The sequence below is a fragment of the Cyclobacterium xiamenense genome, from assembly GCF_009467825.1.
Taxonomy (GTDB): Bacteria; Bacteroidota; Bacteroidia; order Cytophagales; family Cyclobacteriaceae; genus Cyclobacterium; species Cyclobacterium xiamenense.
The window spans coordinates 60,287-71,962 of sequence record NZ_WIOK01000001.1; the positions used below are offsets into that span (position 1 = coordinate 60,287).

The window sequence follows — 11,676 nt, forward strand, 5'->3', positions numbered from 1 at the left end:
AATGAGTTGTACTATATTGGCTATCGAATCCTCTTGTGATGAAACGTCGGCAGCGGTGATTTCTGATGGCAAAATACTTAATAATATTGTGGCCACGCAATCCGTGCACGAGAAATATGGGGGGGTGGTGCCCGAGTTGGCCTCCCGTGCCCATCAGCAACACCTGATACCGGTGGTCTCGGAAGCCCTTAGCTCAGCCGGCGTCTCCAAAAAAGACCTGGGCGCTGTGGCCTTTACCAGGGGGCCAGGCCTGATGGGGGCACTGCTGGTTGGCGGCTCCTTCTCAAAGGCATTTGCTTATGCGTTGAATATCCCCCTGATTGACGTAAACCACATGGAGGCGCATGTATTGGCGCACTTTATCGAAGCCCCTTCACCAGCATTTCCCTTTATCTGTTTGACGGTAAGTGGAGGGCATACGCAGCTGGTGCTTGTCAGGAGCCACCTGGATATGGAAGTGCTTGGTGAGACCTTGGACGATGCAGTTGGAGAGGCCTTTGATAAGATTGCCAAAATACTGGGATTGCCCTATCCCGGTGGGCCTCATCTGGATCGGTTGGCGGCAAAAGGTGACCCAGGGGCCTTTGCCTTTCCTCTATCCGACATGAAGGACCTTGCCTTTTCGTTTAGCGGAATCAAGACGGCCGTTTTGTATTTTCTGAGGGAAAATAGTCGAAAAGAGCCGGGTTTTATTGCCAAAAATCTGGAAGACATTTGCGCTTCGGTACAGCATACGCTCATCAAAATGCTCATGAAGAAGCTGGTGAAAGCCAGCCGGGAACGGGGGATTCGGGAGGTGGCCATTGCAGGAGGGGTCTCGGCAAACTCCGGCCTGCGCCGTGCGTTAAAAGAAGCAGCGCAAGAAAACAACTGGCGAGTTTATCTGCCTAAACTGGAATATTGCACCGACAATGCCGCCATGGTGGCCATGGCGGCACATTATAAGTTCCTGGAAGGGAAATTTTGCGAACTGGACATCAGTCCGCTGGCAAAAATGAAAATTGGATACCATGGCTAAGAAAAACACGTTTGATAAGATCATCAACATTAAAAATAAAAAGGCGAGCTACGAGTTTGAATTTATCGATACATTCAAAGCGGGCCTGGTACTGCGGGGCTCGGAAATCAAATCGATCCGGGAGGGCAAGGTTTCCCTGACTGAGGCCTATTGTTATTTTAAAGGCGAAGAGTTATTTATCAAGCAGATGCACATTGCGCCCTACACCCTTGCCACGCATTACAACCACGACCCGGTACGTGAGCGCAAACTTCTGTTACAAAAACAGGAACTCCGGAAACTTCAAAATAAGTTTTCTGAAAAAGGCCTTTCCATTGTACCGGTACGGATATACATCAACGATCGGCGCCTCGCCAAAATGGAAATTGCGCTGGCGAAGGGAAAGAAAATACACGATAAAAGGCAATCCATAAAAGAAAAAGATGCAAAACGCGACCTCCAACGAATGGCTTTCTGAAGCGGCTTTTGGAATCTGTCGGATAGCGGTGCTTTCCTTGTACCGGGAGCCGGTGCCGGGTTCCGGGATGAGTTCCCAGCTGCTTTTTGGGGAACGGTACCGTATTTCCCGCCGGAGCGAAGATGGAAAATGGCTATTTTCAGCCGGAGAAAATCAGGCAGGCTCCGGCTGGATGCTGGCCTCCCAGCACCATGCGCTGGAGGAAGCGGAGTTTGAACAGTTGGGGCAGTTGGCTTTACACATCACCACGAGTCCTATCAGCCAACTAATCTGGGACAAAACACCGCTGCACCTACTGCCCGGAAGCCAGCTGCACGCCGACCGAAACGAGCTTTTTGACTGGGCGGCCTCATTTTCATTCAGGGGGGAAAGCCGGCCTTTCGCGGAAAAGCTGACACGAAGGCAACTACTTACCATTGCCGGGTCGTTTCTCAACGCACCCTACCTTTCCGGTGGGAGAAGTCTTTTCGGGCTATTTGACGGAAGTTGGCTGCAGTTGGTCTTTAAAATCGGTGGCTATCGGGTGCCGAACTACCTGTCCGAACTGCTGACCGCCGGGGAGGAGGTAGGCCTGTCCGGCATGCAGGCAGGGGACGTGGTGATTTTTGCTAACGAACAAGGGATCCCTTCCCAGGCCGGTCTGTATGCAGGGGAGGGGCAATTGCTGCGAATAGACGGGAAAGTTCGTTTTTTGGATTTTGATCCCGAAAATTGGCTTCCTTCGAAAAACAAATTTCCTAACGCTCAGGTTCTTCATGTTAAAAATCTCATGAAAAAATGAAGGAGCGAATGGAAAAACGGGTACTGGTGCTGAATCTGGATCATACGCCAGTAGGCATTGTCAACGTGCAAAAGGCACTGGTACTGACTTTTCTGGAAAAGGCAACTTCACTGGTTCATTTTGACTACCTGGAAATCCGTACCGTCGACCGTATTTTTCCGTATCCGGCTGTCATCCGACTGTACGAGTACAAAAACATTCCCTACAAGGGGGTGATGCTGAATCGAAACAACCTGTTTAAGCGGGATCAGCATACCTGTCAGTATTGTGGTGGCGATAAGCGTTTGACGCTGGACCACGTGATTCCCCGGTCAAAGGGAGGAAAGAGCAGTTGGAAAAACCTGGTCACGGCCTGCCACCGCTGCAATACCTTAAAGGGGGACAAGACACCGGAACAGGCAGGCATGACGCTGCGCACCCTACCGTTCCGGCCTACGCTGTCTTATTTTTTAGCAGAATATGCCGAACGGCATGCGGCCGAGTGGTTGCCCTTTTTGGAGGTCAAGCCGGTGGGCTAGTTTTGGAACAGGCGTAGAAAGAACTTGATTTTTTGTGGATTACCCGTTTCTATTGGTAAAATAATTCGTAAATTTGCAGTCCGTTCGGGTGAACGGTTCCTCCATTGCGGGGAAATCCGAAATAAAACCTCAGCCAGATGACCCTAAGGCTGTTGAAAATCAGGGTTGTACTAAGTAATATGTCAAATCAAGAAGAGTTTAACTGGGAAAAATTCGAAACCAAAGGTTTTGGAGAAGGCTATACCAAGGCTGAGCGGGCCGAGATGGAAAAGCTGTACGACAAGACCCTGACGGAGATCACCGAGAAGGAAGTCATTACCGGTACGGTAGTGGGAATCAACGACAAGGACGTGATCATCAACATTGGTTTCAAATCAGACGGGCTGGTTCCGTTGAACGAATTTCGTGACCTTGAAGACCTGAAAATCGGCGACGAGGTGGAATTGTTCATTGAGGAGCAGGAAAATTCCCTGGGGCAATTGGTCCTATCCCGCAAGAAAGCAAAGATGGTCAAAGCCTGGCAGACGATCGAAGAGGCATTGGAAGAAGACAACGTGATCGAAGGTTTGGTGAAGCGACGAACCAAAGGCGGATTGATCGTGGACATCTACGGTGTGGAGGCCTTCCTTCCCGGATCGCAAATTGATGTGAAGCCTATCCGTGATTTTGATATCTACGTGGGCAAAAAGATGGAAGTGAAAGTGGTGAAAATCAACCATGCCAATGACAACGTGGTGGTTTCCCACAAAGTATTGATAGAAAAAGACCTTGAAAAGCAGAAAGCCGAGATCCTAAACAACCTGGAAAAAGGTCAGGTACTCGAAGGCGTGATCAAAAACATGACCAACTTCGGTGTATTCATCGATTTGGGTGGTGTAGACGGACTGCTGCACATTACCGATATCTCCTGGGGCCGAATCAATCATCCCGAAGAAGTGCTTAACCTGGACGACAAAGTGCAGATTGTGGTACTGGACTTCGACGATGATAAGAAGCGAATTTCCCTGGGCATGAAGCAATTGACGCCGCATCCATGGGATTCCCTGTCAGCCAGTCTGGAAGTCGGATCTAAGGTGAAGGGTAAAATTGTCAACGTGGCCGACTACGGAGCATTCCTTGAGCTGGCGCCCGGTGTGGAAGGCCTGATTCACGTGTCTGAAATGTCCTGGTCTCAGCACCTGAGAAACCCAGCCGACTTTGTGAAAGTAGGAGATGAAATCGATGCCGTGGTACTGACCATGGACAAGGACGAGCGCAAGATGTCGTTGGGCATCAAGCAGCTGACCGAAGATCCCTGGACCAAGGCAGAAATGGGCGAAAAATACGCCATCGGTACCAAGCACAAAGGAATCGTGCGTAACCTTACCAACTTCGGCCTGTTCCTGGAACTGGAAGAGGGAATCGATGGTCTGGTTCACGTATCCGACCTTTCCTGGACCAAGAAGATCAAGCATCCTTCCGAATTTGTGAAGGTGGGAGACGAGTTGGATGTCATTGTTTTGGAATTGGATCTGGATAGCCGAAGACTGGCCCTTGGCCATAAGCAGCTGGAGGAAAATCCATGGGATACCTTCGAGAGTGTGTTCCCGATCGGTTCTAGCCACAAATGCTCCATTATCTCCAAGAACGACAAAGGTGCCGTATTGGAGTTGCCTTACGGGCTCGAAGGCTTCGCTACTGCCAAAAACCTCGAAAAGGAAGATGGAACGCAAGCAGAAGCGGGCGAAAGCCTGGATTTCCGGGTAACGGAATTTTCTAAAGACGACAAACGCATCGTACTTTCCCATACGGCGACTTTCAAAGAGGAAGCCATGCCAAAAGCAGCTCCAAAGAAAGCGGCTACCGGCGCCAAGAAAAAGACTACCGGATCCGATAGCAGTGCCGGAGCGGAAAAGTCCACCTTGGGGGATTTGGATGCCTTGTCTGCATTGAAGGAAAAGATGGATCAGTCCAAAAAGTAATCGAGCAATCGATTGGTGTACAAAAGCGCTTTCCGGAAACGGTTAGCGCTTTTTTTGTTCTCTTTTTTCTACCAATGGGTACTTTTTTTGGCAAAAATTCCTTCCCGTTAGCCGCCAAGAGTTGACGCGTACCCGGAAGGAGAAACAAAAAAAAGCACCCTTTATGGGGTGCTTTTCGGAGGTCGAGAGCGGATTCGAACCGCTGTACAAGGTTTTGCAGACCTCTGCCTAGCCACTCGGCCACTCGACCTGATTCGTAATCGAAGCGCAAATTTAGGGATTAAATACTCCCCATTCAAATCAACCGGTTAAAAAATATTATTTTCAATGAAAGCCCCTATTTTTTGCGAATATTTTGATCCGGAGCCGGCCTTTGTATCCCCGGGTAATTATATTTTGCAAATTATGTGCAAATAGCTTTATTTATATTAATTCTAAATTAATTGGTTGGCGGTAACCTTTTTTGTAATACATTGAAATACAAAGAATTACAATCATTTTACAATTTTTAACCAATCAGCTACCCCCCTTCGCAGCAAGTTTGAAAAATAGAAGTTGGGTAGTACATTTGTGGGGAATTTGAATTGCACTGAGATAATCTGAAAAAGTATACATAACTATGTCGATCAAACGCTCATTATTAGGGGTTTCCTTTCGCGTATTCCACCTGATGGTCCTTATCTTCCTCTTTATAGGGTTGCAGGCCTACGCGGTGGACCCTGAAGTACCGGATAGCGAGGACGCTATCTCCGCGGGTCAGTCTATTTTCAATGCCAACTGTAAAACCTGTCACCGGCTGGATCAGAAATTAATCGGTCCCGCATTGCGAGGCGTTACCGAACGGAGGGAGCTAGACTGGACCAAGCGGTTTATCCTCAACTCACAGGCAGTGATTCAGAGTGGAGATGCGACAGCGGTTGCGCTCTACAAAGAATACAACAATGCCGTCATGCCAGCACACGACTTTTTGAGTGATGGGGACTTGATGAACCTATTGGCCTACATCGAGTATGGCGACAAGGCAGACCCCGAGGCTGCGGCCAGTGCGGCAGCAGGCGGGGCAGCAGTGGGGGGCGGTTCCGGAGGAGGAATTCCCAGTGAATACCTGACCATTATTTTGGTGGTCCTGGTGATCGTCCTGATTTTGGTGCTGGTGGTGCTTGGGTTGATCGTGTCGGTACTTACCAAATACATGAACAACAGCGACAAGCTGGATGCCGACGACAAAGAATTTATTAATCAGAAAACCGATTACCTATCCATATTGAAAAGTGATGGGTTTATCGTGATCGTTACCACCATTGTTTTGGCTTTTGTGGTCAAAACAGCGGTTGATGGCTTGTACACCATTGGGGTGCAGCAGGGATACGCTCCCTCTCAGCCCATTGCGTACTCCCACGAGCTGCATGCAGGACAGTACGAAATCCCCTGCCAATACTGTCACACAGGTGTAGAGATCGGCAAGTCAGCGAATATTCCTTCTGCCAATATCTGTATGAATTGCCACATGCATATTCAGAATGTCGGTGGAAAAGAGGGCATTTCTCCGGAAATTGCCAAAATCTATGCAGCCGTGGACAACGATCAGCCCATCGAGTGGGTGCGGGTCCACAACCTACCCGATCTGGCCTACTTTAATCACTCCCAGCACGTGGCCGTGGGCGGTGTGGAGTGCCAGACCTGCCATGGTCCCATTGAGGAAATGGAAGTGGTGTACCAACACAGCTCCCTCACCATGGGCTGGTGCATCGATTGCCACCGCAATACGGAGATAACCACGCAAGGCAACGAATATTACGATAAACTCGTGCAGTTGCATTCCGAATCCAAAGATGCCTTGAAGGTCAAGGATATTGGTGGACTGGAATGTGCGAAGTGTCACTATTAAATCTTTACGAACCTTCTTTTCTTTAATATACAATGAAAGAAAATAAAAAGACATATTGGAAAGGCTTAGAACAGTTGACAAACGATCCCGAGTTTGTAAAACATGCCGATCAGGAATTTCCGGGTTTTACTTCCAAAAAAGGCCAGGCCGAGGATAACGGATCTTCCCGAAGGGATTTTTTGAAGATGATGGGATTTAGTGTGGCAGCAGCTTCTTTGGCCGCTTGCGAAGCTCCCGTGAGAAAAGCCATCCCCTACGTTAACAAGCCCGTTGATATCAATCCATCTGTTCCCAATTATTACGCATCTACCTTTGCCAATGGCGGTGATTATGCTTCCATTGTGGTAAAAACAAGGGAAGGGCGTCCCATAAAGATCGATGGAAACACCCTTTCTCCCATTACGGGAGGCGGCACCAACGCCATTGTGGAGGCTTCGGTGCTTTCCTTGTACGATAAGGCCAGACTGACCGGTCCTCAAATAAACGGACAACCTGCCGAATGGAGTGCATTGGACGCGGAATTGGGTAGCAAACTGGCATCGGCTGGCTCCATCAAAATTGTTGCGAATACGATCCTCTCCCCAAGTACCGAACGTGCGATCGAGCAGTTTGCTGAACGGTTTGGGGACGTGGATTTGGTTACCTACGATCCAATTTCCAACTACGGCATTACCCGGGCCAGCGAATCTTTTTATGGTTCGAAAATATTGCCTTCGTACTACTTTGACCGGGCGAAGGTCATTGTGAGTTTTGGGGCAGACTTTTTGGGCAGCTGGATTTCTCCCATCGAATTTGCCCGGCAATACAGCAAGGGTAGAAAAATTTCAAAAGAAAAACCAGAAATGTCCCGACATTTCCAGTTTGAATCCAACTTATCCCTTACCGGAGCTAATGCAGATTACCGCAGCCCAATTAGCCCTTCCCAAAGCGGACTGGCGGTATTGTCACTTTATAACCTGCTCGCCAAAAAGGCCGGGTCCGGCACTGTTGCGGGCGCATCAGTGGATTTGCCCTACCTGGCAAAAGCAGCCGATGAACTATGGGCCAGCCGTGGAAATTCTCTGGTTGTGTCCGGGTCAAACGATCCGAACGTGCAGGTGGTCATCCACGCGATCAACGAACTGTTGGGAAATGCCGGTACTACCGTAGATTTTCAACATCCGGTCCATTTCCGCAAGGGTGACGATCGGCGCATGAATCAGCTGATCACGGACCTGAACGGTGGACGTGTGGGAGCAGTTATTTTTTACAATTGCAACCCAGTCTACGATTTCGGTGGTGGACAGGCCCTGGCCGAAGGGATTGCCAAGGCGAAAGTGTCGGTATCCACCGCTGAAGTGAAAAACGAGACCGCCTCGCTGGTGCAGTACCTGGCGCCGGATCACCATTACCTGGAATCCTGGAACGATTACCTGCCGAAGAAAGGCATGTACAGCCTGGCTCAGCCAACCATTTCTCCTTTGTTTAATACCAGACAGGCGCCCGAAAGCTTTTTGAAATGGGCCGGAAATACGACTTCTTATTTCGATTTTATCCGTGAAGCCTGGCAAGCAGTACACGAAGGATTGGACGACGGTTCCGATTTTCAAACTTTCTGGGACAAATGTCTGCACGACGGGGTCTATCAGGCTCCGGAAGTAGAAGGTGCCGAAGAAACGACGGTTGTCGCTAGCGGAGATATTGCAGCAGCAGCTGCGGCCATAGGCAAAACCTATCAGGCGCAAGGATCTGGATCCGAGTTGGCCGTATACGTCAAAACCGGTATTGGTTCCGGAGCATTTGCCAACAATCCCTGGTTGCAGGAAATGCCGGATCCGATTTCAAAGGCTACCTGGGACAATTACCTCACGGTATCCCAAAAATGGGCCAATGAGAACGGCTTGCAGATGAAGGAGGGAGCCACGCAGTTGGCGAATGTTTCTGCCAATGGGGTTTCCTTTACGGTTCCCGTATTGGTGCAGCCTGGACAAGCGGATGGTACCTTCGGGCTGGCGCTTGGCTACGGGCGTACGGCTGCCGGTAGGGTCGCCGACGGATTGGGTGTGAATGCGTACGCTTTGTTGAACAGCAGCAAGGGCTTTGTCAACTACGACCTGACCGAAGGGGTGAGTGTGAGTCTTAGTGGAGAAGCGTACAGCATTGCGCAGACCCAGACGCATCAGACGTACATGGGAAGGAGTTTTGTCATACAAGAAGCTACCCTGGGCGAATACAAAGAAGACGCAAGTGCCGGAAGGTATCATCCGGAAATATACAAGGATGGAGAGTTTGTAAAGCCAAGCAAAATCTCGCTGTGGTCTGGACATAAATACAGCCAACACCACTGGGGATTGGCTATTGATATGAATTCCTGTACCGGATGTTCGGCGTGTACCGTCGCTTGTCAGGTGGAAAACAACGTGGCCGTTGTTGGGAAGCAGGAAGTGCTTAATCGCCGGGAAATGGCCTGGATCCGGATAGATCGGTACTACAGTTCGCCGGAAGCTGCCAGTTCCAACAAGGAATTGGAGCAGGCTGCTGACAACCCGGAAGTGACCTTCCAGCCCATGATGTGCCAGCATTGCAATAATGCACCTTGCGAAACAGTTTGCCCGGTTGTGGCGACCACGCACAGTTCCGAAGGCTTGAATCAAATGACGTACAATCGTTGCATCGGTACCCGTTACTGTGCCAACAACTGTCCGTATAAAGTAAGGCGATTCAACTGGTTCAAGTACCACGACAACAAGGAGTTTGCGGGTGTGAATACGGCTCAAAATGATGATTTGGGTAAAATGGTTCTGAATCCGGATGTAACGGTGAGAGCCAGAGGGGTGATGGAAAAATGCTCCATGTGTGTACAGCGTATTCAGGCGGGTAAATTGACCGCCAAGCGTGAAAACCGAAAGATCAAGGATGGAGATATTAACGTGGCTTGTGCCGTGGCTTGTCCTTCCGAAGCGCTGGTTTTTGGTGACATGAACGATCCGGAGTCAAAAGTTTCCCGCATGCTGAAGATTGAAGAGAATTCAACCGAGGCGATCAAGGAGGTCAATGAGGAACGGGCTTATCACGTGCTTGAGGAAATCAATGTGAGCCCGAACGTGTGGTACTTTACCAAGATCAGAAATAAGGACAAAAACGAAGCTTAAAAAATAAAACGATAAACTATGCAGGTTACTTCACCCGTACGCGATCCGCTGGTCACCGGCGGTAAGACATACAAGGACGTCACCAATGATATTGCCAGGCAGGTCGAAGGAAAGCCTACCGTTGGTTGGTTGCTTGGATTGGCGGTGTCTTTAGGTGCACTTTTGATAGGCAGCTTGGCCCTGGTAGCTACCCTTTGGGAAGGCATTGGCATGTGGGGGCTTAACAAGACCGTAGGCTGGGCCTGGGATATCACCAATTTCGTTTGGTGGGTCGGAATCGGCCACGCAGGTACCCTTATTTCGGCGGTTTTGCTTTTGTTCAGACAAAAATGGCGGACATCGATCAATCGGGCCGCAGAAGCCATGACGATTTTCGCGGTTATTTGTGCGGCGCTGTTTCCCTTGATTCACATGGGTAGACCTTGGATCGGTGCCATTTGGGCATTGCCTCTGCCAAACACCTACGGGTCGCTGTGGGTGAATTTCAATTCTCCCCTGCTTTGGGACGTATTTGCTATCTCCACCTATTTTTCTGTTTCACTTGTCTTTTGGTACATCGGGTTGATTCCGGACTTCGCCACGATTCGGGATCGGGCGACGGGTTTGCGCAAGACCATTTACGGGGCGTTGAGTTTTGGATGGGACGGGGCTGCCAGTACCTGGATGCGGTACGAAAGTGTTTCGCTGATTCTGGCCGGTTTGGCCACGCCTTTGGTACTTTCCGTACACACGATTGTGTCCTTTGACTTTGCTACTTCGGTGATTCCTGGATGGCACACCACCATTTTCCCGCCTTACTTTGTGGCAGGGGCAATCTTTTCCGGGTTTGCCATGGTACTCACGCTGATGATTGTGACCCGAAAAGTATTCAAGTTGGAAGATTACATCACCATCGGCCATATAGAGTTGATGAATATTGTGATCATCATTACCGGGTCTATTGTGGGGATCGCCTACATCACGGAATTCTTTATCGCCTGGTATTCCGGGGTAGCGGCTGAGCAGTATGCGTTTGTAAACCGGATGTTTGGTCCCTATTGGTGGGCCTATTGGTCCATGATGACCTGCAACGTGATTTCTCCACAGCTTTTCTGGTTCAAAAAGATCCGGACTTCGATCGTAGCGACATTTATTCTTTCCCTGGTTGTAAATATAGGGATGTGGTTTGAGCGTTTTGTGATCATCGTCACTTCGCTACACCGCGACTACCTCCCTTCTTCCTGGGTGATGTTTTATCCGACGATCACCGATGTTGGCGTTTACCTCTTTACCTTTGGCTTCTTTTTTACCGCGTTTTTATTGTTTGCCAAATTTTTCCCAGTGATCAATATGGCAGAGGTAAAGTCAGTTTTGAAATCTTCATCTGAAAAAAAACTTAACTAATCATGGAAAGAGACAAGCATTTTATTCTGGGGGTCTTTGATGATGAGGACATTCTGCTGAATGCCGTTAGAGAGGTACGCGCCACTGGAATCCGAATTCACGAAGTATTTTCCCCGTATCCGGTTCATGGACTGGACGAGGAACTGGGTTACAGAAGAAGCCGTCTTCCCATTGCCGCTTTTCTGTTTGGACTTTTGGGAACCACCTTGGCCTTGACCATGCAGTTTTATATGATGAAATTCGACTGGCCGATGATCATCGGTGGCAAGGACCACGCAGCTTTTCCGGATTTTATTCCCGTTACCTTTGAGTTGACCGTATTGTTGGCAGCTTTTGGGATGGTCGGGGTGTTTATGATCAGCAGTAACCTAAAGCCCTGGGGACAACCCCGGATTTTTGACCTGAGAAGTACCGATGATAAGCACATTATGGCCATCGATGTCGCCACCAATGCTTCCGTGGATATGGAAAAAATCAAGGATGCCTTGAAGAGTTCCGGCGCCACGGAGGTGAATAGTAAAAGTTTTGACTAAGTAATC

Annotated in this window: 9 protein-coding genes and 1 tRNA gene; 9 read left to right on the forward strand and 1 reads right to left on the reverse strand. The window is 49.3% G+C overall.

The features are described from left to right. The first annotated feature begins 1 nt into the window (after nucleotide 1). The 5 genes from tsaD to rpsA all read left to right on the forward strand — a co-directional run bounded on the left by tsaD (nucleotide 2) and on the right by rpsA (nucleotide 4,735). Nucleotides 2-1,018, forward strand: coding sequence for a tRNA (adenosine(37)-N6)-threonylcarbamoyltransferase complex transferase subunit TsaD (tsaD, locus tag GCU44_RS00255; protein ID WP_154852244.1), 1,017 nt, complete (start codon nucleotides 2-4; stop codon nucleotides 1,016-1,018). Further along, the gene (smpB, locus tag GCU44_RS00260; RefSeq protein WP_154852247.1) at nucleotides 1,011-1,475 is read left to right on the forward strand and encodes an SsrA-binding protein SmpB; all 465 of its coding nucleotides are present in this window, start codon (nucleotides 1,011-1,013) and stop codon (nucleotides 1,473-1,475) included. Before tsaD ends, smpB begins: the two co-directional genes overlap by 8 nt. Then, nucleotides 1,441-2,256, forward strand: coding sequence for a C40 family peptidase (locus GCU44_RS00265; RefSeq protein WP_154852250.1), 816 nt, complete (start codon nucleotides 1,441-1,443; stop codon nucleotides 2,254-2,256). The genes smpB and GCU44_RS00265 overlap by 35 nt, the downstream gene beginning before the upstream one ends. 8 nt (nucleotides 2,257-2,264) lie before the next feature. Next, nucleotides 2,265-2,774: an HNH endonuclease gene (locus GCU44_RS00270; RefSeq protein WP_092172818.1), complete on the forward strand. Its 510-nt coding sequence runs from the start codon at nucleotides 2,265-2,267 to the stop codon at nucleotides 2,772-2,774. Nucleotides 2,775-2,953: 179 nt separating this feature from the next. Beyond that, nucleotides 2,954-4,735: a 30S ribosomal protein S1 gene (gene rpsA / locus GCU44_RS00275; RefSeq protein WP_092172164.1), complete on the forward strand. Its 1,782-nt coding sequence runs from the start codon at nucleotides 2,954-2,956 to the stop codon at nucleotides 4,733-4,735. A 179-nt stretch (nucleotides 4,736-4,914) separates the two neighbouring features. Here the strand turns inward: rpsA and GCU44_RS00280 are convergent. Next, nucleotides 4,915-4,985 (reverse strand) — tRNA-Cys (locus tag GCU44_RS00280). Nucleotides 4,986-5,354: 369 nt separating this feature from the next. Here GCU44_RS00280 and GCU44_RS00285 point away from each other — a divergent pair. The 4 genes from GCU44_RS00285 to GCU44_RS00300 are packed head-to-tail and all read left to right on the forward strand — an operon-like array spanning nucleotide 5,355 to nucleotide 11,670. After that, nucleotides 5,355-6,623, forward strand: a complete 1,269-nt coding sequence (locus GCU44_RS00285; RefSeq protein ID WP_154852253.1) for a c-type cytochrome — start codon at nucleotides 5,355-5,357, stop codon at nucleotides 6,621-6,623. Between the two features lie 32 nt (nucleotides 6,624-6,655). Beyond that, nucleotides 6,656-9,754 carry a TAT-variant-translocated molybdopterin oxidoreductase gene (locus GCU44_RS00290; protein WP_154852255.1) on the forward strand — a complete coding sequence of 1,033 codons (3,099 nt, stop codon included), beginning with the start codon at nucleotides 6,656-6,658 and terminating at the stop codon, nucleotides 9,752-9,754. Nucleotides 9,755-9,772: 18 nt separating this feature from the next. Continuing rightward, a complete protein-coding gene (nrfD, locus tag GCU44_RS00295) occupies nucleotides 9,773-11,137 on the forward strand; it encodes an NrfD/PsrC family molybdoenzyme membrane anchor subunit (RefSeq protein WP_092172173.1) in 1,365 nt (454 codons plus the stop codon). A 2-nt stretch (nucleotides 11,138-11,139) separates the two neighbouring features. Further along, entirely contained in the window at nucleotides 11,140-11,670 is a 531-nt protein-coding gene (locus tag GCU44_RS00300) for a DUF3341 domain-containing protein (RefSeq protein WP_154852258.1), read from the forward strand. Nucleotides 11,671-11,676 lie beyond the last annotated feature (6 nt).

What these genes read in the sequence shown, in the direction of transcription:
- GCU44_RS00270 (WP_092172818.1), top strand. Translation starts at nt 2,265, where the DNA reads ATGGAAAAACGGGTACTGGTGCTGAATCTGGATCATACGCCAGTAGGC.
- tsaD (WP_154852244.1), top strand. Translation starts at nt 2, where the DNA reads ATGAGTTGTACTATATTGGCTATCGAATCCTCTTGTGATGAAACGTCG.
- nrfD (WP_092172173.1), top strand. Translation starts at nt 9,773, where the DNA reads ATGCAGGTTACTTCACCCGTACGCGATCCGCTGGTCACCGGCGGTAAG.
- GCU44_RS00300 (WP_154852258.1), top strand. Translation starts at nt 11,140, where the DNA reads ATGGAAAGAGACAAGCATTTTATTCTGGGGGTCTTTGATGATGAGGAC.
- GCU44_RS00290 (WP_154852255.1), top strand. Translation starts at nt 6,656, where the DNA reads ATGAAAGAAAATAAAAAGACATATTGGAAAGGCTTAGAACAGTTGACA.
- GCU44_RS00285 (WP_154852253.1), top strand. Translation starts at nt 5,355, where the DNA reads ATGTCGATCAAACGCTCATTATTAGGGGTTTCCTTTCGCGTATTCCAC.
- smpB (WP_154852247.1), top strand. Translation starts at nt 1,011, where the DNA reads ATGGCTAAGAAAAACACGTTTGATAAGATCATCAACATTAAAAATAAA.
- GCU44_RS00265 (WP_154852250.1), top strand. Translation starts at nt 1,441, where the DNA reads ATGCAAAACGCGACCTCCAACGAATGGCTTTCTGAAGCGGCTTTTGGA.
- rpsA (WP_092172164.1), top strand. Translation starts at nt 2,954, where the DNA reads ATGTCAAATCAAGAAGAGTTTAACTGGGAAAAATTCGAAACCAAAGGT.